We start from the raw sequence: 26,386 nt of genomic DNA on the forward strand, positions 1-26,386 counted from the left end.
TGAACGGACTAACCGCCGAGTTCGAAATTAAGTCGGGTGATTTCTTTTAAGAGCACGGTACGGATACGAGATTTATAAACTCTGACTACACTTGCGGAAATCCCAAAGCGTTCACTAAGAACTTTATTATCTGATTCATTGAGTGAAGCTTCAAAAACTTCTACGGCTTTAGGAGAAAAGTCATTTTTTATACTATCCCAAGCTTTATTTGATAAAAAGCTTTTCCATTCCAATTCGGCAATGCGATCAATCTCGGGTTGCGTGAAAAGTTTAATTGATTCAGCCGCTTCTTCGTAATTGACATTTTGGAGATTATTGCGGTTCGCTTTTGATTTAAAGTAGTTATAAACCGTGTTGCGGATAATAACGCAGAGCCAGGTACGGAAGCGACATTTCTCTTTTTCGTATTTAAATTCAGAAAGAGATTTCCAGACTTTTACGAGCACATCTTGAAGAAGATCTTCGCAAGTACTGAGATCTACTCGAAGTCCGCGGATGACCATGTAAATATAGCCTTCGTAGGAACGAACAAATTCATCCCAGTACTCATCACCCTCAGAAAGCTGTAGCTTCTGAAGTAGTGTGTGGCGAGTATTATTAGAATCATTCATAAGGGCTAATTTACTGTCTACTTATTCCTTGCGAGAATGGAATGATCAAGATATATCATAAAAAACGATAATAATGAAGCATTTATATTTCATGGCGAGTATTTGAGCCTAAAGAAGCTCAGTTTAAGTGGACTTGAAAGAAGGCCTTCTCCCATAGAGAACTCTCCGAGATAAAGAATTTTTCGCCTGTTTTCATGATCAGTATGAGCTTTCCTTGCTGCTATTTATACCGCTTCGGATTATTTGTTTCTGCTTTTTTGCTTGACCCGACTCGCTGGAATATTGGGGTTAATTTTAAAGCCTTCTTTCTTCAATAAAACTTGCAGAGTTTTGGCCCAGGCTGCATATCCGGCTGGGATCAAATGTACCCCGTCTTTGCTATAATATGCTTCAATCTGCTTATCCTGATCATCGAGAAATGTGCCATTAATATTCACATGAAATATATGCTCGTTATCGTTCAGTTGCGGTAACATGGCATTGACCTCCTTAACCCTCTCATTCGCTGCCTGTGGACCGCGGGGGAAGATAGAAAAAACCATCAATTTAGAGTTGGGAAGACGCGTGCGCACTTCGGCTACAATGGCCTGGATACCCGCAAAAGTATCCTCCGGTTTATCCGGGCTGTGCACACCTTTAGCGGGTCTTAAATTATTGGTGCCGATCAAGAGCGTCACCAACTTAGGCGAGATCCCATCAAGTGCGCCATGCTGAATACGCCACAAAACGTGCTGAGTACTATCCCCGGGAAAGCCAAGGTTTAACAGCTTGCTGCCCGCGAAGGTCCCCTTGTAATCTCTGCCCCAAGCGTGAGTGATTGAGTCACCAATCATGACCCAGTCGACCTTAGTATTTTTTGCCTCGGCAAGTTTCGCTTCGTGTAGCCTCGGCATAAATTTCTTCAGGCTTGATTTTACAGGGATTACCGTTCTGGCTTGATCCTCGCAAAAGACAGTTGGAATCAAGATGGATGACAACAGTCCCGCTAATATTATTTTTTTGAATATCATGCTTTTATGAGCCTTTTTTTGAGTTTAATCTATGTCCCACATTTCTTCTCCACCTGTCACTTTACTTGAGGTGCCTAACATAGCTGTATGCCTTACACTGCCGTCGGCAAAGCCCATGAGAGCAAAGTAGGTTTTTCCGTGTTGTGAATGACGTCGAACATCGTCTAGGTAATAGCCGTGCCCAGCTGCTCTCCAACCCTGAGCCCATGCGCCTTCATTATCAAAAACCATAACCGTACTCGAAGGTTTAGAGATTTCGTTGACTTGAACCGAGCCAGCATTACTTGTACTTGCGGGTTCCATAACTAAGCCTGCTTTATTACCTATAGGGGCTTCCACTGACCACATTAAGTTAGTATTAACTGTGTAGGTGCGCACAGGCTCTCCAGCTGCAGTGATATAATCAAAATCGGCTTCTGGACAGTAGTAGATTTCGGAGCCATAAGTCGAGTCATTGATTTTATTGAGTTGAGCAATTTGCATGGTAATATTATTTCGGCCATCATAAGTTCCCATGCCCAAAAGGTCATCCCATGTGATAGGCCGTGAAACTCCTACGCCATTGCCGTAGGGTAAAAAGTTGTTATTGTCACCTGGGTACATGATAAGGGATGTAGATATATTTTTTAGATTATTGACGCAAACAACTCGGCGAGCAGATGCTCTGGATTTTGAGAGTGAGGGTAAAAGTAAGGATGCCAAGATGCCGATAATGGCCACCACCACTAAGAGTTCTATAAGAGTGAACTTTCGTGTGAAATTTATTTTTGAAATGAGTTTTTCTTGTTTCATGGTCACTTCCTTTTATGAGTAATTGGTTTTTCTGAGTTCTTATAAAGGACTAACAAGTAAAAACTTAAAGCGTATCTAGCAAAACGAAAAAAAAAGATCTTTTTTTTGAAATAGTTGATATTGGGTAAAATATAAGGGATGGATGAGCAGGAGCCAAGCTACTTTTGATTGACTAGGTGCACTCAAACTCTTGAGGCATCAGAGCACAGGACTAAGGTTTTTATTAAAGTTTACTTAGACGTTTTAAAAAGAGAGGCAGGCAAACCCGCTTTATTGTAAAGATTAGCCCCTTCGGGTTTGGAGGCCCAGGCGTAGCGCACTTCGACTGGCTTAGCGATCTCTGGGTGATAAACTTCAATTGTGTCTTTGGAAGTGATTTTTGCAGTAGCCCACTCCCAAACTCTATCTGAACCGCAGATCTGAAAGTATTTCAGAGGCTCAAAAGTTTCGATCGTGGGTTTCATAAGTTCTTCTTTACCGCTCATTAAACCTGAGTCGACATGATCAAAAGTAATGAGGATTTTGTGGGCTTCAATACACGAGTTTTTGTAGAGTGTTGAAATTAGCTTGAGGACTAGTCCAACTTCCCCAAAAATATAGCGAGTGCAGAATAAAACTATGTGATATAAGTCTATTTCTGCGCTAGGGGGCGATGAGCTTCATCCATGTATTTTTTGATCTTTTGGACAAGTTCGGGGTGTTGATCTGCGAGGTCGTGTTGCTCGTCAAGGTCATTTTCAAGGTTAAATAATTCTAGTTGCTTAGGTGTTTTATCCCTTCTACCTTGGCGCTGCATAACAGCTTTCCACTTGCCCATGCGAAGGGCACGGTCTGGTTTGTAGTTGCGATGTTCCCAATAAAGATACTTGTGTTGTTTTTGTTGTGAAGCTTTACTTAAAAGAGAGGAAAAAAAAGAGAGCCCATCAGTTTGTATAGGATTTTTTTGCTTAGTTATTTCGGCCATAGTGGGGAGCACATCCCAGAAAGCACTAATATGATTGCTTACCGTGCCTGCTTTAATTTTTTCTGGCCAGCGGGCGAGTAAAGGAGTGCGAATACCCCCCTCATATAAATCGCGTTTGATACCGCGGAGTGGGCCATTGGAATTCCAAAAATCGGGATCGTGGCCTCCTTCACGGTGTGCTCCATTATCACTACTGAAAAGAATTAGCGTATTATTATCCACATCGAGTTCTTGCAGAAGAGTTAGTAAGTCTCCCACTTGATTATCGAGATGTTCTATCATGGCGGCAAAACCCGCGATGGGATTTTTTACATCGGGGCTAAGCTCATCTTTACCTGCGCCATACTTGCCAATTATATGATTAAACTGCGGGAAAACTTTAGACCATTTTTCGTGGAGTTCTTTTGGCGCATGCATGGATGCGTGAGGTATAGCGGTGGGGATGTAGCAGAAAAAGGGTTTTTGCTCTTTGACACTATGACGAATGAAGTCAAAGGCGTCCTGCATTATTAGGTCGTGAATATAAGTGCCTTCTTCGAGGGGAACTTCTGCTCCATTACGTACAATACTACTAGGGTAATAAGTATGGGCAACAACTTGGTTTTTCCAGCCCGTAAAAACATCAAAACCATGGGTGAGGGGATTGGGATTTCCTTGATCAGAAGTGATTCCAAGTCCCCATTTACCAAAGCCACCCGTGGCGTAGCCAGCATTTTTGAAGAGTCGCGGTAAAGTAGTCATTTTGGGATCAAGGGCTATGCCATTTTCGCCTGCTCGTCCAGCATTTCCACGACAATGTACTTTGCCAGGGTGTTGGCCCGTCATGAGTACAGCTCGTGAAGGTGAGCAAACAGTATTACCTGAGTAATGATCGGTGAACTTCATCCCTTCTTTGCCTAAGCGGTCAATATTTGGGGTTTTGAGTTTTTCTTGCCCATAAAAAGATAAATCGCCGTAGCCAAGATCATCTGCAAGGATGAAAATAACATTGGGAAGTTTAGTCGAATCTTGGGAAAATATTTGGGTAAAGGGAAAAAATAAAAATAGGTAGACGAAATATTTCATAGGGTGTACTCGATTGTTTATAATTAGGTGTAGTTGAAAATTATTAAATTTACTTAGATAATATTTTTTGTTCCTTAAGCCATTTTGCGACTTCCGCAAACCAGTCGCAGCCACCCATGCCATGGCCACCTTTTTCGAAGAGTTTTAAATGAGGGGCATTGCCTGTGGCACTTAATTTTAGTGATTATTTGATGATGATTTTAACTTTCGCTGGATGGAGAGGGGCGGACTTTTTAACTTTATTAGCGGAACCACTTTTGTTATTTCTGATGGTCGAAGCAAGCATGAGGGTGAAGCCACTAAGCATTGGTGGGTTGTTACCGTAATTTATAATACCAAAAGTTGGGCTCGTGCGTTCGCCGTCTAAAACTTCTAAGTCAATCATTCTTCCTTTCCAATAATCTTTTATCGAAGCTTCACTAGAGTGACCACTTAGATTGGCTGATTCAGTATATTTGAAAGTTTTTTTATTTTTACCTTTTAATTGGATTCCGGAACGTGAGTAGCTTTTTTTTACTTTTGTCCATTCGCTATCCTCTTTGATAATAAAGGCAGGAGGGAAAATGAGGTTGGCATGTGAGATTGTCATGGGACTTAGTCCAGAGGGATCTACTGTGTTATTTTCAATGATAATTGCTTTGTCTTCAAAAGCTATATTTAGTGTATGAGTAACATTGTTTTGTAATTCACACTTGAGCTTGATTGATTTAGGGTTTTCTAAAGGAGCAGGAGTTTCAAGAAATTTCACCACGCGTCTAGCAGCAGATCGTTTGGTTTTTTGATTGTAATAAAAGTGTCTAATGCTCAGCTGGATAGCTCCATTATAGGAATTTTCAGCCGTTGATTTAGATTTGGGTAGAATATAAAATCCACCTCTTGAATCAAGAAAAGCAGTGTAAGTACTCCCATGATAAATTGTGTTGACCTGTAAAGTGTCTATAATTTTTTCATTAGCCTTTTTACTCTTGATTAAATTGGGGCATTGCACCGTAATATCCTTGAGTACTTTTAGACTGTTAATATTTCTGTTCTGAGCATATGCTAGGTTGCAGATGAATAGTAGGCCTAAAAGGGCGTAGGAGGAGAGTTTGTTCATAATTTATTCCTTAATGATTGTTTTAAATAATGAAGCTGGTAAACCCGCTTTATTGTAAAGATTAGCCCCTTCGGGGTTGGAGGCCCAGGCGTAGCGCACTTCGACTGGCTTAGCGATCTCTGGGTGATAAACTTCAATGGTGTCTTTGGAAGTGATTTTTGCAGTAGCCCACTCCCAAACTCTATCTGAACCGCAGATCTGAAAGTATTTCAGAGGCTCAAAAGTTTCGATCGTGGGTTTCATAAGTTCTTTTTTACCGCTCATTAAACCTGAGTCGACATGATCAAAAGTAATGAGGATTTTACTGCCTTCAATCAGCGAGCTTTTATAGAGAGGACCACTACAGGTAATATTTTTGCCATAGGCTTTATTCATCGCCAGCAGCATTAGACGCTTGCCGACATCTATTTTATTTTTTGGATGAATATTTCTCGCTTCACCAATATCATTGAGTACCGCCATGCCCGTATCAGAAGTGAGCGCTAGAACTTCTCTTTGGTAGTTTTGGATATCGGCCCAGGAATCCTTATCAGTGGGTGCTGATTTGGATTTGTGCATATTGGCCAACTGGCACCAGAAAAAATAGAATTTATCTTGGGCCCAATGAGCCCGCCAGCCCTCTATAAGAGCCAACATATTTTTGCGGTAAAATTTGGTTCGGTAAGTTGTGTTGTTCTCACCCTGATACCAAATAGTACCTTTTATAGCGTAGGGGGCAAGCGCATGAATAAAGCCATTATAGAGCGCCGCGGGTACTTTGTTTAGCGTGATGCGCTTGGCGGTTTTGCCTTGAGCTCGTTGAGCTGTAGCCTTGGTCGTGGGACTTAACTTGGTCATTTCTTGATCGTAGAAAACTTTAAGTACATCATCCTTCAGATACTGTTCTTTGGGGATCCAGGGTTCGATATCGGTGCCGCCGCGATTGGCGTCAATGAGGCCAATGGGAACGCGGAGTTTTTTGCGCAGCTCGCGACCAAAGAAATAAGCCGTGCCAGAGAAGTTGGCGTTGTTTTTATCTATGGCAGAAAACCAGCCCGGAGATTTAATCGAACCCACTACTGTGGTGGAGGCTGCGCTCGTGACTGTGAATTGTCTCAGCAGGGGATCATGAGACGTTTCAATTTCTTTGACTAAATAATCGTGGATCGGTTTATAATCATCGGAGCCAGGCTTACGAGTCAGCTTTGCCAAAGTCCAATCCATATTAGACTGACCGGCACAGAGCCAAACTTCGCCCACCAGGACATTTTTTATGACTAAGCGTTCTTCTGGACTAGAGATTTTTAGTTCAGAGTTTTCGCTGGAAGCCTTGAGAGGGTCAAGTTTAAGCATCCATTTGCCTTGGGCATCGACGGTGGTGGATATCTTTTGCGTATCAAAAGCGACCGTGATTGAGCTTTCCGCTTCACCCATGCCCCACACGGGAACTTTGATTCCTTGCTGTAAGACCATGCCATCCGAAAAAATGCCTGCAACGCTGAGCTCAGTCGCGAAGGTATTTGTCACGGTGAGCACAAGGATGAATATGAATAGTTTCATATCTTATTGGGTAATTGTGTGATTTTCTGTGCCTTAAGCCATTGGGCCACTTCTGAGAACCAGTCGCAGCCACCCATGCCATGGCCACCTTTTTCAAAGAGCTTTAGCTCAATAGCACCACCAGCCGCAGTGAGCTGTTTGGCATAATCGATTCCTCCCTTACAGAACTTGTCGTCTTTCGAATAAGTGAGGAAAGTAGGTGCTACTTTTCTTTTCATCGGAAAGATTGCCGCATCGAAATCCTTGTCCATCTTTCTACCTTGAAAATAGGCAGCGCACTGCAGGATCACAAAGTTGGGTTCACAGGATACTTGGTCGGCCTCATCAATGGCTTCATAAACTTTTTGATTGTAGTTTTGACTAAGGCGAGCGGAGAGGTGACCGCCTGCTGAGTTGCCAAAGATGCCGATATTATTAGGATCGATATTCCATTTTTTTGCTTGCGAACGGACAAGACGCATCGCGCGCTGCAAGTCTTGGAAAGCCTTATCAGGCTGATCGGGGATGGAGTAGCGGTGAACAAAAACAGTGATGCCCAAATCATTCCATTTTTGGATGTGCTCGCGATCGGGAATGCCGAGGATCTTGTAGGCGCCACCTGGATTATAGATGAGTGCGACGGCAGGCTTATCATTTTTTGCGGGGTAGACGGTGAGGTAGGGGTCTTTAACTCCGCAGAGTTGCGGATTTCCCCGGCGATCTCGGAACTCTAGTTTGAGACGATTGGCTTCGCCACCAACTCGTTCGATGGGCCAGAGGCGGATGATGGGAGCCTCATTCGGGCTGACTTTCTTTTCTACCTTAGATTTTTTTGCGCTCCTCGCAGAAGCATTATCATATTTTGCTAAAATTGTATTGAGTGCATTGCCCCAAGCTGTGTAACCTTGATTACTTAAATGAAGGCGGTCACGCCCGTAGAGTTCAGTTTTTAGTTCACCATTAGCATCTTGAAAGATGGGACTTAGATCATGGTGAAAGACTTGCTTGTTATCAGCTAATGCAGGGAGGAGTTTATTTAAAGCTTGGACTTCTTTATAATCTTCACCTTTACCTCTTGAGTGATGACGAGGAAAGACATTAAATAAAAGGATTTTAGATTCGGGTAGGCGCTTTTTTAATTCTGCAATAATAGTTTTTATACCAAAGGCAATATCTTCGGTTTTGTTTCTCGTGATATTATTAGTACCAATCATGATGCTGACAAATTGTGGTGATAATCCGTCAATTTCACCATTTTGAATTCGCCAGAGAACATTTTGGGTGCGGTCTCCGCCAAAGCCAAGGTTGAGAACTTTGTAGGGAGCAAAACTTTGTGGGTAGGATTTTTGCTTCTCCCAATTATGTGTGATGGAGTCGCCAATCATCACGAGATCTATTCCGCTCTTTTTGGCTTCATTCAGTTTTTCTTGGTGACGTGGCGCCCACCATTTATGACTACCCTGTATAGGGCTAATTGTGGCTGGCTTTTTTTGTTCAGCTTGAAGGCCAAAAAGGCCGGTGAATAACAGTATACTTAGGACTGTAAAGAAATGTTTTGTTTGTAGCATTTATGACCTTAGATTTTTTTGAGGATGTATTTATAATGATAAGCTGGGGAGGAGCAATGAAGCTAGGATGCCAATAATGGCAATGACCACAAGTAATTCAATGAGGGTGAATAGACGAAGTTTTTTTGAAGTTTGTGACATTTGATTATCCTCGATTAAGATTGAGCGCTTTGCTATATAAACAGGGCCTTTAGCCAAACGTATCTAGCTCATTGAAAAATAAATATCTTTTTTTTATGTATGACAGGCATTTCCTAATTCTAGGTGAATTGCAGTGTTCTCCCACCCTGGGAGGCAAGGTGTGCCCACCTTGAGAGGCGGTAAAAGTACTGAGTGCATTGGGAAGCTAGACTTGTCTCTATGCAGAAGGGCTTTGGTAGGTAGTAGCTTTCCCTACACCAAACTTTAGAATAAGACCTTGCTTCACTAAGAAATTAAGGTCTTTTTTAATTGTGGGCAGAGATGCACTCTCGATTTCTCGAGCAAGATCTCCTGAGCGCATTTTCCCTTTTAGATTGAGTAAGTCAATGATCCTTTTTTGTCGGGCATTGAGATAAGTGTCATTGCGTACAATACGCTCCAACTTATTTTCCAGTTTTGCTGACAACTGGATCATACAATCAAGAAAAAAATCAATCCAGCTTCCTATACGTTCATCATCAGTAGAACGATTGCGCTGACATTCCATCAAAATTTGATAATACTCTTTTTTTCTTTCTTCAATAATATGTTCAAAAGACACATACTGAACAAAATAATATTCTGAACGCACCAAAAGTAAGGTTGTCAAAAGACGTGATAGCCGGCCATTACCATCATGAAAGGGGTGAATTGATAAAAACTCATAAACAAAAGTAGCTATTACAATAAGCGGATTCATTTCTATATTAGCCAATTTTGCATTACACCACTCTATGAGCTCATCCATTTCTTTATCCACTAGATGAGGTTCGGTGGTATTGAATATTGTTTTTTGAGTTCCATCTGGATAGTTCGCAACTACCCGATTTGATATATTCTTATACTGGCCACGTTGTCGTGTGTCTTTTTCTGAGTATTTGAGCAGAAGGCCGTGCAGTTGAAATATATAACGCTGTGACAAGTCTAAGTCTTCTGCATTATCCAGCAAGACCTCAAGCGCATCCCAGTACCCGATGACTTCTTGTTCGTCACGAGTATCGAGTTGTCTCTGCTCAAGGTTATCTAGAAGATGTATAACTTCTTGGTCTGATAGTTGACTTCCCTCAATACGTGTAGATGAGCCAATACTCTGAATCGTCGCTATATGCCTAAGCTCCTGAAGGAATTGGTCCTCTTTAATCTTTAAAGCTTCCCATTTACCTCTAAACTTCTCTATAATTCCTATCTTCGCAATGATCCCTTGAGAAAGCTTAGGACTAAAAACTAATTTATCTGAAATATTCATATTTTATCCGTATTTGATACGTTAATGCATAAGGGATCTGCATTTTATCCGTATTTGATACGATAATTTCTTTTTTAGCTTTTACAAGAAAACTGAGAAGGGTAGGTCGCTTTATCAGCCCCCGGTGGCAGCCGGTGAGTAGGCCTGTGTGAAACGGCGGCCAATTTTTGTGAGACGATCAAGGTGGGGTGTTTCATAAACGGGCTTGCCATCGAGTTTGTGTGAGGCAATATCTTGCCAGCCCATGTCGTCCACCATGATGTGCACAATATTGGGTTTTGGTGCAGCCTGCAAAGTATGAAGACAAGAAAGTAGGGTGAATAGACTTACGAAATTATATTTTTTGGGGATCATTTTTTGGCCCTGAGTTTTTAAATGAGACTGATTTGCTTATTATAAGCAAGAAGAAAAGTCTAATGCAGCAGAAGGACGTAAAAAAAAATCTCTTTAAATCATGATGTTTTGTAACGCTGGTACCTTTTATCTTGTCTATAATTGTGTATAAAAATCAAAACCCCTACGATTGCGAGTGTTCCTGCTCGCGATAAATAACTTGCCTAGCTCTTCCACGTACATAGAGATTCGCGACTATGAATCATTTTAAAAAACGGAAAATAATATGAATCAGTTTAAAAAATATTTGAGTGCTTGTCTCGTACTAGGCTTGAGCCTTATCTCACTGGCTGCGGCTAAATCCGCAGACTCATTTAGTGGTCGCTGGGAACTGAAGCTACCAAATCAAGGCAAAGGATGGATGAGCCTTCAAGAGCAGGAAGGAGAATGGTCCGGGTCGATACTCTGGGGAGGTGGAAGTGTAAAGGCACTGAGCACTGTAGAATTAGAAGGTGATAAAATTATTTTCACTCGTAAACAAAGGATTAAAACTAAAGCTTCTGCGGGTAAAGCAGCGGCATGGAAAGAAACGGTGGAAACCACTACTGCAAGTCTGGAAGGAAATAAAATGAGCTTAGAGCAAGTGCTTCCTAAGTCGAATGGATCGGGTGTAAAGCGCGCGACTTATAGCGCCAAAAGAATGTCAGCAATTCCCCCGCAACCCGATCTTAAACAAGCAAGATTTGGTGAGGGAGTTGAACTCTTTAATGGAAAGGATTTGAGTGGCTGGAAACTGCTTCATGCGAGCCACAAAAATGGCTGGTCAGCGAAAGACGGCGTCCTAGTTAATAATGCGGTTCAGGGTCAGCATGGCTACGGTAATCTCATGACCGAAGCAAAGTTTGAAGACTTTAATTTGAAGCTCGATTTCAATGTACCAGCAAAGAGCAATAGCGGAATATTTCTTCGAGGCATGTATGAAGTTCAGGTACTCGACTCCTTTGGTCGCAAACCAGATCTTCATAATATGGGTGCAATTTATTCGCGTATTGTGCCTTCTCAAGCAGCCGCAAAAAAAGCGGGTGAATGGCAGACAATGGATATTACCTTAATCAAGCAGCATGTAACAGTGATCCTTAATGGTATTACCATTATCAATAATAAGCCCTTGCTGGGATGCACTGGTGGTGCTTTATCATCTGATCCTTTAGCTCCAGGTCCCATTTTGCTTCAGGGCAATCATGGTGCAGTAAGTTTTCGCAATATCGTCTTGAAACCCATCATCCATTAAAATATTTAGCAGCACTTTTACCGCCTCTCAAGGTGGGCACACCTTGCAGGGAAGGGGACGGAGTCCCAAGTCATACATGGAAAGACAAAAAGGTGGTGATTACCGCCTCACAAGGCATTTAGCTTTTTACTGCCCGTGTAACAGCACTTTTACCGCCTCTCAAGGTGGGCACACCTGGCAGGGAAGGGGACGGAGTCCCAAGACTTCAAACAAAAAATATGGGGTGGTGATTACCGCCTCACTCCGGCGGGGAGGTGTTGCCACACGGGCGGATGAAAATAAAATTACCGCCTCTCAAGGTGGGCACACCTTGCAGGGAAGGGGACGGAGTCCCAAAAATTCAAACAAAAATATAGGGTGGAGATTACCGCCTCACTCCGGCGGGGAGGTGCTGCCACACGGGCGGATAAAAAAGTGCTGCCACACGGGCGGATAAAAAAGTGCTGCCACACGGGCAGATAAAAATAAAATATCCGCCTCTCAAGGTGGGCACACCTTGCAGGGAAGGGGACGGAGTCCCAAAACAGTTGGAGGGTATGATATCGCTTAACAGCGGGTTGCGATTGCCATCGCAGGCGGATAATTTAATATCCATGTTGAAGCACTTTTACTGCCTCTCAAGGTGGGCACACCTTGCAGGGAAGGGGACGGAGTCCCAAGAATTCAAATAAAAAATATAGGGTGGTGATTACCGCCTCACTCCAGCGGGGAGGTGTTGCCACACGGGCAGATAAAAATAAAATAACCGCCTCTCAAGGTGGGCACACCTTGCAGGGAAGGGGACGGAGTCCCAGAACAGGTAAAGGGTATTGTATCGCTTAACAGCGGGTTGCGATTACCATCGCAGGCGGATGATTTAATATCTATGTTGAAGCACTTTTACCGCATCACAAGGTGGGCACAGCTTGCAGGGAAGGGGACGGAATCCCAAAACAAGATGAGGGTATGGTATCGCTTAACAGCGGGTTGCGATTGCCATCGCAGGCGGACTAGCTTCGCAAAATTTTACCTAACACCCCTTAAGTTCGCTAGCCTTAGGCGGTGCCCCCTTGTTTAAGGCTAATCGTGATTTTTTTAATTTTTACTAGATACGATTTTATTTTGCTCTTGTTTAATTTTTTATAATCAAATAAATTATTCGGGAAACTTCATGTTCAATAAAAAAATCATACGCAGTGTCTTCATCAGCTTATCAGTGCTTCAGGCAGTAAGCGTTTTTGGCGCAGATAAGCAAGATAGAGACCAAGTAGCTTCAGCTAGCATAAATGAAAATAAATCGACAAACTCATTGTGGTACAAGCAAGCCGCGCAAGGCTTTGATCAATCACTCGTACTCGGCAATGGTCGCCTAGGTGCCATGGTCTTCGGCGATGCTGACGAGGAGCGCATAGTGCTCAACGAAGAATCGGTTTGGTCGGGCTCAGTAGCGGAAAATAATATTTCCGGTGGGTACAAAAACTTAGCAGAAATTCGCCGCCTCCTAGGAGAAGAAAAATTTTCCGAAGCGAAAAAACTCATGGGCCAGTCTTTTAAAGCGAAGAATGCCCCTAAATATGCAAAAAGTATTTCTGCCTTTGGACGCTACCAAGTTCTTGGAAATCTTCACCTGAAATTTCTTGCTAAGAAGAATCAAGTCAGTAAATATCGCCGTGAGTTGGATCTAAGTTCTGCACTTGCAAGCGTCAAGTACCAAGTTGGTAAAACGAAATATACCCGTGAGCATTTTGTCTCTAAAGTAGATGAAGTCTTTGTGTCGCGCTTTTCGGGCCCGGTATCTTTTTCTATACAACTCGATCGTCCAGAAAGATTTAAAACCACGGCAGTCAATGAGCGTGAATTACTAATGACCGGTAGTCTTAATGATGGCTTTGGTAAGGATGGACTGACTTACGCCGCTCGTTTACGTGTTGTCGCACCAGGTGCATCGATCAAAGTCGATGGCAATAAACTCATTGTTGAATCAAAAGATGAAGTACTTTTACTGGTGGCTGCGGCGACTGATTACCGCGGTATTGCGGGACGTCAACTTGTTGATCCCTTGGCCGCCACAACTTCCGATCTTGATAAGGCGGAGAAAAAGTCTTTTGTCAATTTGCGTAAAGCGCAAAAAGCCGATCATGAGAAATTCTATAATCGCGTCAGTTTGGATTTAGATAAGACAAAAATTAGTGACTTAGCCACTGACGAACGCTTAGCCGCTTACCGCAAAGGTACGGCGGATCCTTCTTTAGCCGCTTTATTTGCCAATATGGGACGTTACCTCTTAATTAGCTCATCACGTCCAGGTGGCTTGCCTGCCAATCTCCAAGGGATATGGGCCGAAGAGCTTCACACCATGTGGAATGGTGACTATCACTTCAATATCAATACCCAGATGAATTATTGGCCCGCCTTGACTTGTAACCTCGTTGAGATGCAAGAACCAATGAATAATTTTATTGCTTCACTCGTTGAACCAGGATCAAAAACGGCCAAAGCTTATTACGACTCACCGGGTTGGATTGCTCATAGGCTGACAAATGTCTGGGGCTATACCGCACCTGCGGGTATGGATATAGGTGGACCCGCCTGGTTATGTGAACACCTCTGGGAGCAATACGCTTTCACTAAAGACAAGAAATTTTTAGCTGAAGTTTACCCCATCATGAAAGGCTCTGTTGACTTTTATCTTCATAATCTTTGGGAAGAACCTGAAAATAAATGGTTGGTGACGGGCCCCTCGGCTTCACCCGAGAATGGTTTTTTACTTCCAGGTAAGAAAAAGGGCGGATCGGGAATTTGCGCTGGCCCTACGATTGATATGCAGCAGTTGCGCGAACTCTTTGGCAATACGATACGCGCGGCCAAAGTTCTTGGTATCGATAAAGACTTGCAGGGCGAACTCCTTGAAAAACGTGCTCGTCTTGCCCCTAATCAGATTGCACCCGATGGTGTTCTACAGGAATGGCTCAAGCCCTATATCGAACGCGAGCCGACTCATCGTCACTGCTCACCCTTATATGGTCTTTACCCCTATTATGAGATCACGCCCGATGGAACGCCTAAAATGGCTGAAGCCGCACGTAAATTACTTGAACGTCGAGGTATGGGGCAGAGTACGGGATGGTCGAACGCGTGGAGAATCAATCTCTGGGCGCGCATGAATGATGCCCAAAAATCTTGGGACTTTGTTAAGCGCATGATTATGGATAATTGTTTTGATAATATGTTGAGCTTATTCCGCCCACTGAAAAATGGCAAGGGCAAAAAGCTCTTCCAAATCGAAGCCAATTTCGGTTTTACTTCGGGATTTGTGGAAATGCTGATGCAAAGCCAGCCCGATAGCGGCGCTATCGATGCCGAGCCAGTAATCCGTGTACTTCCGGCCCTGCCTAAAGAATGGCCAAATGGCAAAGTAACGGGCTTGTTAGCTCGCGGTGGTTTCGAAGTCGATATCGAATGGAAAGATGGCAAGCTAGTTGAATGTAAGATCAGCTCGCTGAACGGCAATCCGTGTAAAGTTCGCTACGGCTCCAAAACACAAATCGTAAAATTGAAAGCTGGAAAAGTTAAAAAACTTTCCGCATCTGATTTTTAAAAAACAAGAACAGGAAGAAGGACTCATTTTACAGAATGATGGTTCTATAATGAACAAGAGTAGCAGTAAATCTAAATATGAAAGATAAGGAAAAAAAATGAAACGACTAGCTTTTCTAAAAGCAATATGTGTTGGGGCCGTAATTTTCACGCTGACCACCAGTGCTACTGCCGCGACAAAAAAAACTGCGGATAAGCCCAATGTTATTTACATCCTATTGGATGAGTGGGGGTATTTTGAATGGTCTAAGATGGGGCATCCCATCTTAGAGACGCCGAATATCGATCGACTAGCCTCCGAAGGAATGCGCTTCAATCAGTTTCTGGCGGCTGCCAGTTTCTGTGCGCCTGCGCGCAGCACACTTATGACTGGTCAGCATACCGGACACACCACCGTCAGGGGCCCAGGTTGCCTGCGCGCGGATGATGTGACCATAGCTAATATTCTCAAAGACGTCGGCTACGCAACCGGTGGCTTCGGCAAGTGGGGGCTGGGTGAGCCCGGTACTACAGGGGTGCCGGAGAAACATGGCTTTGATACATTCTTCGGCTACTACAATCAGAAACATGCCCACACCTATTATCCAAACTACCTTATCCGCAACAGCAAGAAGGTGCCGCTGGAGGGAAACACCGGCAACGCTCTCACGGGAAAAATAAATTCGCATGATCTGATCTATGCCGACAGTATTAAGTTCATTCGCGAAAATAAAGATCGCCCCTTCTTTGCTTATCTCCCTTGGACGCCTCCCCATGGTCACTGGGGAATGCCTTTGGATGATCCTGCCTGGCAGAAATACAAGGACAAGCAGTGGGATGCTGCCAACGAGAAGGGTGAACAGGACGCGCAAATGTACGCTGCAATGGTGGAAATGGTCGATCGCCAGATAGGTGAAATCATTGCCCTGCTGAAAGAGTTAAATATTGATGATAACACGATCATTTTTGTATCTGGCGATAACGGTGGGCGTACTTATTTCGCAAACGAAAAGCATCCGCATGGTTTCCTCGCACCCAACCTGAACCCTAAAACCGGCGAGAGATTCCGGGGCGGCAAAGGCAACTTCTATGAGGGAGGTATCAGGATTCCCTTTATCGTTCGCTGGCCAGGTAAAATAAAGGCCGGTTCAGTTTCCGACCACCTGGGCTACTTCCCGGATGTTATGCCCACGATCGCAGAAATCACGGGAGCAATACCACGAAAAGACAGCGACGGTATATCCATTGTGCCGACCTTGCTCGGTGCAGAGCAGGCTGGGCGCAAGCAGGAACAGCATGAGTACCTATATTGGGAAAGTAAAAAGAGCGTTGCCCTGCGCATGAATAACTGGAAAGCGATTAAGCCTTCCAACAAGGCGCCCTTTGAGCTCTATGATTTGAGCAAGGATATCGAAGAACTCCACGATGTAGCAGCCCAATACCCTGAGATCATTGAGAAGATGAAAAAGTATGCGAAGCAGGCTCACACGCCGGTTGTATTGGGTAAGGTTCTCGATGCATCATTAGGATTCAAGGGTCATAGTAAAAACTAAAATAAGCATACCAGCATGAGATTCAAAAAAACAATAAAAAGGAGCATACAATAATGAGGTTCAAAAAAACAATATTAGCGGGACTGTTGTCATCGATGTTGATTCCGGCTGCATTTGCCGGGGATCAAGCCAGAACGGTAATCCCTGCGAAATCAGTCCTGAAGAAATTCTCAAAGCTACACGAAGAGAAGCTTGCTGAGGCAAAAGCCGGCAAGGTCGAGTGGGTGATGATTGGTGACTCGATCACTCACGCTTGGGGCAGAGATTATAAAGGGACCTTCGCGGGCAGTAAGCTGCTGAACCTTGGCTTTCCCGGAGATGGTACGCAGCATGTTCTGTGGCGCATTCAGCATGGCGCACTTGACGGAATATCGCCTAAGTTGGTGACGCTCTTGATCGGCACCAATAATTTAGGACCCGCTAAAGGATTGCACACCCCGGACAAACCGGAGGATATTTTTGCTGGGATCCAGGCCATCGTGGCCGAAGTGCGCACGCGCCTACCGGAGTCGAAGCTGATGGTTTTCTCTATCTTCCCCCGCGGTCCGCAGGCAGCGAATGAAAGGGTGATGGCGGTTAATGCCATGCTACCGCAGCTGACCGACCAGAAGCATGTGTTTCATGTGGATATTAATGCCACATTTCTCGATGATCAGGGCCAGCAGATTGAAGCGTATTATAACAAAGCTGGGGTGCACTTGCTTCCTGCTGGCTACGTAGCCTGGGCCAAGGCCCTTCAGCCTTTATTGAAGAAAGAAGATTTGAGAATTAATCCAGAAGTCCCAGCGAATCGAGTGAATAAAAAAAGGCAAAAAAAATAAACAGAACCTGAATAGGCAGCCGTAAGGAAAGTAAACTCCCTTGAAACTCGAGCCGTTTCAATAAGCGATCAAGGGCTGCTTATATACTATTTGAATTTTAAAAAAGGAAAAACTTTGGCAAGCTTGTTGAATGTAAGATCAGCTCCTTGAACGGCAATCCGTGCAAGCTGCGCTATCTTTCACAAACAAAAGAACTCACACTCAAGAGAGGCGAAACTCAAAAAATCACCCTTGCTGACTTTTAATCGTGAAAAGCCGCGGCTGATCGGAGTCGTCCTTGTTCCTAAACTAACAAAAAAAATCGAGAGTTTAATGAAAAAAATAAGCCTAATTTTAAGTATACTCGCATTCTCGCTGAGCCATCTCTACGCTCAGCCAGCTAAAAAAACGCCTTTCACTCATCCCTTTGTTAACCCAGTTGATCAGGCTGGTATTCCCCGCGTACTTATTATCGGCGATTCCATTTCCATTGGCTATACACCCCGGGTACGAGGTCTACTCGATGGCAAAGCCAATGTCCATCGGCCGACGACAAATTGTCGCTGGTCAGCCTTTGGTGATCAAGAAATAGAAAAATGGCTCGGTGATTCAAAATGGGACCTGGTCCATTTCAATTTTGGCTTGTGGGATTGGTATGGCTGGGCGCAGAAGGTCAAATCGACTCCTGAGTCTTATGCCGCTAGCCTCGATAGTATTATTGGTAAAATAAAAAAGAAGTCAAAGGCTAAGTTAGTATTTGCCATGACCACTCCACCCTGTATCGGACCCGAGGGTAAGGTAAAATTTGTTGTTAGCGAAGAACGTGCCAAGTCCTTCAATGATGCTGCACGAGCAGTGATGAAGAAACACGGAGTGCAAATCAATGATCTTTACCAAGTGATTGCTAAAGAGCGTGCAAAATATCAACGCGGCGAAAACAATGTTCATTATACTGATGAAGGTCGTGACCTGCTCGCTGCGCAAGTCGTAAAAGTCATTAATCAGAATTTTACAAATAAATAAGCAAGTGAGGGACATGTGAAAATTAGAAAATCATTTATTAGTATCGCTCTAAGTCTTCTTAGCCTTAATAACTTTGCCGCTGAGACTAAAAAAATACTTAAGGGGACAAAGCCCAATATCATCATGGTTTTGACTGATGATCAAGGCATGGGCGATCTCTCTTGCATGGGCAATCCTATTCTCAAGACTCCGCACATCGATAAAATGTATAAGCAATCGACGCGCTTTACCGACTTTCAAGTGAGCTCAACTTGTACGCCTACTCGTGCGGCTATTATGAGTGGACGCCCCCCCTTTGAAGTGGGTATAAGTCATACTTTAATGCAACGGGATCGTTTGGCTCCCAAAGTCATTACTTTTCCTCAGGCTTTACAAAAAGCCGGCTACAAAACAGGCCTCTTTGGCAAATGGCATTTGGGGGATGGAGAAAATTATCGCCCCCAAAATCGTGGTTTCGACGAAGTTCTCATGCACGGTGCGGGTGGTATTGGTCAATACAGCTTTGGCGATTTCAAGCCTAATGCGACAAACAAATACTTTGATAATGTTCTCCTACATAACGACACTATTGTCCAAACCAAAGGCTTCTGCACCGATTTATTTTTCAGTAGCGCACTCAGTTGGATCAAGAAACAACACGTGGCCAAACAACGTTTCTTCGCCTACATCTCTTTAAACGCTCCTCACGGGCCGCTGATTGCGCCCGAAAAATATAAAAAACGCTTTGTGGATGAAGGTTATAATCAACCCACTGCGGCACGCTACGGCATGATTGAAAATATCGACGATAATTTTGGTCTCATGATGAATAAATTGACGGAGTGGGGCGCGCTAGAAAACACCTTAGTCATCTTCATGACTGATAATGGTATGGCAATGAAATCAATTGGAAAAAAAGGAGTCAAAGGGAAATTCAATGCTTGGAACGCTGGTATGAAGGGGCACAAAGATAGTGCTTGGGAAGGCGGATCGCGCGTCCCTTGCTTTTGGTACTGGAAAGGTGTATTAGGGGATGGGGTAGATATTTCTGCCTTAAGCGCACACATAGATTTATACCGCACCTTTTGTGAGATTGCCGGAGCGAAAGTTCCTAAGAGTTCTTTGCCCCCTAGTGGTCGTTCACTTATCCCTTTACTTGAAAACTCAGATGCTGAATGGGCCGATAGAACCTTATTCTTTCATCGCGGTCGCTGGGGCGGTGGCGGACGTGGAAAAAAAACGCGTGAACTCGCAAAATACTATGGTATGGCGGTGCGTAATTCACGCTGGCGCCTAGTGAATGATATGAATAGTAAAGAAAGCTGGCTCTGTGATATTTCTCAAGATCGAGGAGAAACGAAAAACCTCATTAAGCAATATCCTGAAGTTGCTGAAAAAATGAAAGCTCAATTTGATCAATGGTGGGACAGGACAGAAAGTCTATTAATCAACGAAGGACTGCCTAGGCTGCAAGCTGAGCAACATCACCTTCATATCCTTTACAATAAACAGCTCAAAGAAAAGGGAATCCCTGAATGGGCTCCCGATAAACTTTAAATATAACTCCTAATTTAAGAGCCCTTTTTTATGAATATTTCTCGATTACTCATCCTTTCAGTCTTCGTGCTGAATTCCTTTTTTGCCTTGAACGCAAAAAGTAAAAAAAATCCTTGGCAAGACTATCAGCGCATCAACTTTAAAGTCGATAGCCGTGATGCCTTTTTGATCAAGCCAAAAAATGAAGCGGAAGGTAAACCTTGGGTATGGCGCGCTCGCTTTCCAGATTATCACCCCGAAGTCGACTTACTTTTACTCGAGCGTGGTTTTCATATAGCTTATATCAATACCAATGACATGTTGGGAAGTCCCAAGGCCCTTACCCATTGGGATGCTTTCTATAAGCACATGACTGACGAAAAGGGCTTGGCCAAAAAAGTGACTCTCGAAGCGGTTAGTCGTGGTGGTCTCTTTGCCTACCGCTGGGCATCACAAAACCCCAAAAAAGTTAATTGTATTTACGCCGAAGTCCCCGTCTGTGATTTCAAAAGCTGGCCGGGAGGTAAAGCTAATGGTGTGGGTAATAAAAAAGCTTGGCAAAATGTATTAAAGCAATACCAGCTAAGTGAACAAGAAGCCATGGACTACAAGAAGAATCCCATCGATATCCTTGGCCCAATTGCCAAAGAAAACATTCCCCTTTTACACCTCATCAGCCTCAATGACCGCGTTGTTCCCGCCGATGAAAACACTTTGCTACTCGCCGAACGCTACCGTAAATTAGGGGGATCAATCGAACTGATTGAAGTCCAAAAGGCACCTCGTGCCAAAGGCCACCACTTCGATCACCCAGATCCTCAGCGCGTTGCAGATTTTATTCAAAAACATTCTTCTAGCTCTGTAAAACTCTCAAGCATCATCCCCGTCCCATCAAAACTCAAAAAGTTCATGCCAAAGCGTCATAATCAAAAACTGGAAGAAGCAAAAAAGCGTCAAATTGATTTTGTGATGATCGGCGACTCGATTACCCACAACTGGGAATCCGAGAAAAATTATGCCCCGACTTTTAAAGATACTAATATGCTCAATCTGGGCTTCGCTGGAGACCGCACCCAGAATGTACTTTGGCGTATCCAGCATGGGGCACTCGAAGGCATCTCACCTAAGCTAGTCACCTTGATGATCGGGACTAATCATTTGCACAATCCAAAGAAAGACTATTCACCAGACAGTTCAGAAGATGTATTTACGGGCATTCAGGCCGTGGTCAAAGAAATCCGTACGCGCCTACCGAAGGCTAAACTGGTGGTCTTCTCGGTATTTCCTAGAAAATCACCCGAAAATGATCGAGTCCAAGCCCTCAATCAATTGATCCCCAAAGTCGCTGATAATAAGATGGTTTTTCATGTAGATATCAATGATATTTTTCTTGATAAGAAGGGAGGAATCAATAGGGCGCTTTACTCAAGAGATGGCTTGCATTTAAGCTCAAATGGATACGAAGCTTGGGCAAAAGCCTTAAAGTCAATTATAGAAGAGTACAGTAGCAAAAATTAAATAAAATCCCTTGGGATCGCCAAGCACTAGCTTGGCCTTGACTTTCCCGGGACAGCGGGCTTCGCCCGCCTCAAACAGCGATAAGGGCTTCGCCCAGCTCAAATAGCGATACAGGACTTCGCCCAACTCAAGCCACCTGGGATCGCCAAGCACCAGCTTGGCCTTAATTTCTCGGGAAAGCGGGCTTCGCCCAGCTCAAACAGTGATACAGGGCTTCGCCCACGAGGGAGCTCTGCCCCTCGAGCACCCCGCAAGGAAATGCCTTTCCTTGACCAGGCGATAAAGGGCTTCGCCCAACTCAAACAGTGATATAGGGCTTCGCCCACGAGGGAGCTCTGCCCCTCGAGCACCCCGCAAAGACTTGCCAGCCTTTGATCCGGCTATAGGGCTTCGCCCTGTTCAAACAGCGATAAGGGGCTTCGCCCACGAGGGAGCGCTGCCCCTCGAGCACCCCGCAAGGAAATGCCTTTCCTTGACCAGGCGATAAAGGGCTTCGCCCAGTTCAAACAGCGATATAGGGCTTCGCCCGGCTCAAACAGTGATATAGGGCTTCGCCCACGAGGGAGCGCTGGCCCTAATGGTATGGAACTTAAGGGGTGTTGACAGATAATTGAGCTCGAAGAGCTTAGGAACGTAGCCATGGACGTAAGTCGTGGTGTTTGAATAACAGCATCGTGCGTGCCGAAGCTACGCTGCAGAGCGTTTCCTTCATACCTTCGGCATGAATATCATTTTTTTAACAATACCCACCGGATAAATCCGGTGGCTACCATACTACATACCTTCGGCATGTGCTTAAGTTCCCTAGCATGGATGAGTCCGCGATACCAAACTAAGGGAAGTAGTAGTTTACTCTTTTTTAAATGTAACTAAGCCTTAGCTCTTTTTCTTCTTCTTTGGTTTTTTGATTTTCGGCATCATTGCCTTGGTGTCTTTGCGCCAATTCAGCATCTTTTTGTGAAGTTGACTAGCAATTTCGGGGAACTTAGAGGATAAATCCTGAGTCTCGCCGATATCATCTTTTAGATTGAAGAGTTCAATTTTTCCATCAGCGAAACGTTCAACGAGTTTGTAGTCACCCATTCTAATAGCCGCAGAAGCTCCCATGCCATTAACGGTATGATCATGTGGAAAATGAAAGTGAAGTTCTTCACGAGAGAGTGAGTTTGATTCTCCTTTGAGAAGGCTTGTTAGGCTGAGACCATCAATGTGTTGCTCGGGCTTGAGAGGGAGTCCCGCCATAGCGAGCATGGTGGGATAAAAATCGGTACTGATTACTGGAGTGGAATTTTCTGTATTAGCCTCTGTTACACCAGGCCATTTGATGATCAAAGGTTCGCGAATTCCGCCTTCATAGACCCAAGCTTTACCACCGCGAAGGGGATAACTGGAAGTGACACCGCCTTTTTTTGATTTGTTGGTGGAAAGTCCACCATTATCAGAAGTGAAGATTACTACGGTATTTTTATCGAGACCGGAGGACTTTAAGAAATCCATGAGACGACCGATATTTTCATCCATGCTTTCCACCATGGCCGCATATTCCGAGTTATCCTGCTTGGTACGAGTGTAAGTCTTATAATCATTAATTGCGGGTGCAGTTTCTTCTGTACCTAGTTTGGTTTTATATTTCTTTATCTTATCTTTTTTTCCCGTTACCGGAGTGTGAACCGTGTAGTAGCAAAGATTGAGGTAGAAGGGCTTGCTCTTACTACTTTGCATGAAATCAATTGCTTTAGAAGTCAAAGCATCAGTGAGGTAATCGCCTTCCTTACCATCTTCCATGTTGGGGACATCATTTTTTGCGTACTTCGCAGCTTTTGCCTTGTAAGGGTAGAAAAATGAAGCGGGTTGTCCTGCGGAATGACCAGCAATATTAATATCAAAGCCATGTTCTTGCGGAAGGTGCTTGCTGCCTTTTTCTTTATAGAGTCGTAGATGCCATTTACCAATGTGGGCTGTTTTGTAGCCACCTTCTTTGAGGGCTTCAGCTAAAGTCGTTTCTTCGTAAGGAAGATTATGAGTCGGTGTGGCACGAGTGAAGTTGATTCGCGAAGGATATTTACCGGTTTGGATGCTCGCACGGGTAGGGGAGCAAACGGGACTTGCGGCATAAGCATCGTTAAATTTCATGCCTTCTTTTGCCAATTGATTGATATTTGGGGTTTCGTGAAAGTCACTGCCATAACACTCTAAGTCTTGACGGCCGAGATCATCAACGAGAATGAAGAGGAAATTGGGTTTGTCAGCGGTGAAAATATTGAGACTGAAAAAGAGGATGAAAATTGAGAAGAAGTATTTCATTAAAAACCTTAAATTGTTTATGGGGGTGATTAGGGTTTTGATTTATGTTTAGACTATACAGTGCGGTCTTTATCTACCAGCATCCCACATGGTTCCGATAGTTGTACTTGGGGACAAACCAAGCAATGTTTGTGTAGGAATCATGGCTTGGGCACTTCCGTCAACCATTGAATAATTATACTTATTTTTATGAGCAATCGGCAAGGCAGGGTTTGGGGTGTAATAATAACCTACCTGTTGATTGCCAACATAATTTCCATAATGAGCCCCCATGCGGTTTGCACTCCAAAAAAACTCTGTGAGTAGAATTGTTTGAGATGGATTACTTATTTCAGTAATATTTCGCGGTACGAGATTAGAAAAACTAGACGCAGTTATTCCAAGAGCTGTAGCATGTCCTGGTATATATGTTGTCATAGCATAAGATTTTTTAGGCCAGCTAGCATTATTACGTTTAATAGTATCCCCGGGACAAACATAAAGTTGATTGTCCGTATTGGCGTTCAAACTTTGTTTCATTTCAGTAGGAGTTAAACTAGCACGACCATCATAACCGGAAATGAGGTCATCCCACGTAACAATATCGCTATTACCATTTTTATAAGTATGTGGGTACTTACCATCATTATCATCAGTGTAATTATATAAAGCAAAATTCAATTGTTTTAATTGACTAAGGCAAACGGCTTGTTTAGCCTTAGCTCGAGCTTTACTTAAAGATGGTAGCAGTAGGCTGGCTAAAATGCCAATAATGGCCACGACAACTAAAAGTTCAATGAGGGTGAAATTTTTCTTTAATGTCAATTTTTTAAGATGTTCAGTCATCAATATCTCCTAGGATTAGCTTGGGTGATTTTCGCCTTTGAGGCGATTCTTTATAAAGCTAAACAAGATAATATAAGGGTCGCATCTAGTGAACACTAAAAAAGTGGAGTTTTTTATTCTGAAATCACAGGGGCTTACTGCTTTAATAAAATATGTAGTTCCTTTGCCCAAGTCTCATGGCCTTTTGAACTCAAATGCAAGCCATCGCGTGAGTAGAGCGCTTTATTGATTTTAGTATCATCAGCAAGGAAAATATGATTGATGTCTCTATGAGAAACCATCTGATTATCAACGATTTTTGGGATTAACTGATTGAGAGATTTGACCCGTTCGTATTCAGGTGCTCGGCGTGGGAAAATAGAAAAAACAATAATTTTTGCTTTGGGTAAACGCGTGCGAATTTCTTTGACGATTTCTTGAATACCGGTGAAAATATCTTCTGAAGAATCAGGTGTGTAGTCTTTTTTTGGATTGTGTAAATGATTGGTGCCGATCATTAGGGTGACGAGCTTGGGCTCAATGTTATCCAAGGCACCATGTTGAATGCGCCACAAAACATTTTGAGTGCGATCACCTGCGAAGCCCAAGTTAAGCATATTAGTCCCTTTAAAGATTTGTGCGTAGTTTTTTTCTGATTCCCAATTATGGGTAATCGAGTCACCAATCATCACAAAATCAATCTGACGCTCTTTTGCTTCCGCTAGTTTTTGATTATGGCGCTTTGGCATGAACTTTTTTAGTCGCGATGGGACGGGAGTGATTGTTGATAGCTGAGTTGTCACTTGTAAAGAACTATGTTTTTCGATAAAGTCGGCGACACGCTTGGGATCGGGGTGATCAAAATGATGACCCTTGGCACGTGGGCCTATTTTAACTTCTATGATTTCAATGCTACCCCCGAGTTGACGATAACGTTTGGCTAAAACAAAGGTGTTTTCTTTAGCTGGAACCACTTGATCATTGAGGCTGATGAGATGCAAAAGGGGAATGTCTTCTTTTGCGATGGGCGCAAGTACGTCGATGGGGTTTTGCTTGTAGTCTAAAGCTTGTTGTTCGTTTAATTGATATTGCTTCAATACATTTTGCCAAGCTTTTTTATTACCCACTCCATTAGCTTTGCCTCCTGGCCAGCTTTTAAAATCACAGACGGGGACTTCGGCGTAAATACAATTAACTTTTTCAGGGTTTTGTGAGGCCCAGCGATAGGCAAAGAGACCACCACGACTCACCGCTTCGAGAGTCACTTTTTCAGCAAAGCCTTTTTCTTCAGTCATATGCTTATAAAAAGCGTCCCAGTGTTTGAGAGCTTTGGGGCTGCCAAGCATGTCGTCAGTATTGATGTAGGCGATATGGAAGCCCTTTTCTAATAAAATCAGATCAACTTCTGGGTGGTAAGTTGGAAAGCGTGCACGCCAAATCCAGGGCTGGCCTTTAGCAGTTTCTTTGGGCTTGATGATAAAAGCATCTCGTCCATCAACTTTAAAATCGATGCGCTGAAAGTTTTTCCAAACATTCTTTTTACTCTTTGCTTCCATCGTAAGAAAAGGAGTCAGGAACAGAAGTGCAAGAATGAATAACCGAGAAGAGCTTATTCTTTTTATAGTCATTGAATGAGGCCT

General features: G+C 43.6%; 21 protein-coding genes. 7 read left to right on the forward strand and 14 right to left on the reverse strand.

The annotated features are described in order from the left end of the window. Positions 1–8: 8 nt before the first annotated feature. The 11 genes from PQO03_RS15895 to PQO03_RS15945 form a co-directional block, all read right to left on the reverse strand. Positions 9–611, reverse strand: a complete 603-nt coding sequence (locus PQO03_RS15895; protein ID WP_274154177.1) for a sigma-70 family RNA polymerase sigma factor — start codon at positions 609–611, stop codon at positions 9–11. A gap of 239 nt (positions 612–850) precedes the next feature. Continuing rightward, on the reverse strand, positions 851–1,621 hold the full coding sequence (locus PQO03_RS15900; protein ID WP_274154178.1) for a GDSL-type esterase/lipase family protein: 771 nt from the start codon (positions 1,619–1,621) through the stop codon (positions 851–853). 24 nt (positions 1,622–1,645) lie between these two features. Then, positions 1,646–2,413 carry a type II secretion system protein gene (locus tag PQO03_RS15905; RefSeq protein WP_274154179.1) on the reverse strand — a complete coding sequence of 256 codons (768 nt, stop codon included), beginning with the start codon at positions 2,411–2,413 and terminating at the stop codon, positions 1,646–1,648. A 230-nt stretch (positions 2,414–2,643) separates the two neighbouring features. Continuing rightward, positions 2,644–2,877, reverse strand: a complete 234-nt coding sequence (locus tag PQO03_RS15910; protein ID WP_274154180.1) for a hypothetical protein — start codon at positions 2,875–2,877, stop codon at positions 2,644–2,646. A gap of 167 nt (positions 2,878–3,044) precedes the next feature. Beyond that, a complete protein-coding gene (locus PQO03_RS15915) occupies positions 3,045–4,442 on the reverse strand; it encodes an arylsulfatase (protein ID WP_274154181.1) in 1,398 nt (465 codons plus the stop codon). 184 nt (positions 4,443–4,626) lie between these two features. Continuing rightward, positions 4,627–5,538: a hypothetical protein gene (locus tag PQO03_RS15920; protein WP_274154182.1), complete on the reverse strand. Its 912-nt coding sequence runs from the start codon at positions 5,536–5,538 to the stop codon at positions 4,627–4,629. 3 nt (positions 5,539–5,541) lie between these two features. Continuing rightward, a complete protein-coding gene (locus PQO03_RS15925; RefSeq protein WP_274154183.1) occupies positions 5,542–7,077 on the reverse strand; it encodes a sialate O-acetylesterase in 1,536 nt (511 codons plus the stop codon). Continuing rightward, positions 7,074–8,624, reverse strand: a complete 1,551-nt coding sequence (locus tag PQO03_RS15930) for a GDSL-type esterase/lipase family protein (protein WP_274154184.1) — start codon at positions 8,622–8,624, stop codon at positions 7,074–7,076. The genes PQO03_RS15925 and PQO03_RS15930 overlap by 4 nt, the downstream gene beginning before the upstream one ends. 30 nt (positions 8,625–8,654) lie before the next feature. Further along, complete coding sequence (locus tag PQO03_RS15935; protein WP_274154185.1) at positions 8,655–8,765, reverse strand: prepilin-type N-terminal cleavage/methylation domain-containing protein; 111 nt, start codon at positions 8,763–8,765, stop codon at positions 8,655–8,657. Between the two features lie 217 nt (positions 8,766–8,982). Next, positions 8,983–10,050 (reverse strand): Fic family protein, encoded by a 1,068-nt coding sequence (locus tag PQO03_RS15940; RefSeq protein WP_274154186.1) that lies wholly within the window; start codon positions 10,048–10,050, stop codon positions 8,983–8,985. 114 nt (positions 10,051–10,164) lie between these two features. Next, positions 10,165–10,404: a sulfatase-like hydrolase/transferase gene (locus PQO03_RS15945; RefSeq protein WP_274154187.1), complete on the reverse strand. Its 240-nt coding sequence runs from the start codon at positions 10,402–10,404 to the stop codon at positions 10,165–10,167. 265 nt (positions 10,405–10,669) lie between these two features. On the opposite strand from PQO03_RS15945, the gene PQO03_RS15950 reads away from it, so the two are divergent. From PQO03_RS15950 to PQO03_RS15980, 7 genes are all read left to right on the forward strand, one after another. After that, entirely contained in the window at positions 10,670–11,674 is a 1,005-nt protein-coding gene (locus tag PQO03_RS15950; RefSeq protein ID WP_274154188.1) for a 3-keto-disaccharide hydrolase, read from the forward strand. 1,150 nt (positions 11,675–12,824) lie between these two features. After that, on the forward strand, positions 12,825–15,251 hold the full coding sequence (locus tag PQO03_RS15955) for a glycosyl hydrolase family 95 catalytic domain-containing protein (RefSeq protein ID WP_274154189.1): 2,427 nt from the start codon (positions 12,825–12,827) through the stop codon (positions 15,249–15,251). 97 nt (positions 15,252–15,348) lie between these two features. Further along, positions 15,349–16,782, forward strand: a complete 1,434-nt coding sequence (locus PQO03_RS15960) for an arylsulfatase (protein WP_274154190.1) — start codon at positions 15,349–15,351, stop codon at positions 16,780–16,782. A 53-nt stretch (positions 16,783–16,835) separates the two neighbouring features. Continuing rightward, positions 16,836–17,603 carry a GDSL-type esterase/lipase family protein gene (locus PQO03_RS15965; protein WP_274154191.1) on the forward strand — a complete coding sequence of 256 codons (768 nt, stop codon included), beginning with the start codon at positions 16,836–16,838 and terminating at the stop codon, positions 17,601–17,603. Between the two features lie 312 nt (positions 17,604–17,915). Next, entirely contained in the window at positions 17,916–18,605 is a 690-nt protein-coding gene (locus PQO03_RS15970) for an SGNH/GDSL hydrolase family protein (RefSeq protein WP_274154192.1), read from the forward strand. A gap of 15 nt (positions 18,606–18,620) precedes the next feature. After that, entirely contained in the window at positions 18,621–20,141 is a 1,521-nt protein-coding gene (locus tag PQO03_RS15975) for an arylsulfatase (RefSeq protein ID WP_274154193.1), read from the forward strand. A 30-nt stretch (positions 20,142–20,171) separates the two neighbouring features. After that, positions 20,172–21,638 (forward strand): GDSL-type esterase/lipase family protein, encoded by a 1,467-nt coding sequence (locus PQO03_RS15980; protein WP_274154194.1) that lies wholly within the window; start codon positions 20,172–20,174, stop codon positions 21,636–21,638. An 876-nt stretch (positions 21,639–22,514) separates the two neighbouring features. On the opposite strand, the gene PQO03_RS15985 is transcribed toward PQO03_RS15980, so the two are convergent. The 3 genes from PQO03_RS15985 to PQO03_RS15995 form a co-directional block, all read right to left on the reverse strand. Continuing rightward, positions 22,515–23,942 (reverse strand): sulfatase, encoded by a 1,428-nt coding sequence (locus tag PQO03_RS15985; RefSeq protein ID WP_274154195.1) that lies wholly within the window; start codon positions 23,940–23,942, stop codon positions 22,515–22,517. Between the two features lie 69 nt (positions 23,943–24,011). Further along, entirely contained in the window at positions 24,012–24,767 is a 756-nt protein-coding gene (locus PQO03_RS15990; protein WP_274154196.1) for a type II secretion system protein, read from the reverse strand. 134 nt (positions 24,768–24,901) lie between these two features. After that, positions 24,902–26,374, reverse strand: coding sequence for a GDSL-type esterase/lipase family protein (locus tag PQO03_RS15995; protein ID WP_274154197.1), 1,473 nt, complete (start codon positions 26,372–26,374; stop codon positions 24,902–24,904). Positions 26,375–26,386 lie beyond the last annotated feature (12 nt).

This window comes from Lentisphaera profundi, assembly GCF_028728065.1.
Taxonomy (GTDB): domain Bacteria; phylum Verrucomicrobiota; class Lentisphaeria; order Lentisphaerales; family Lentisphaeraceae; genus Lentisphaera; species Lentisphaera profundi.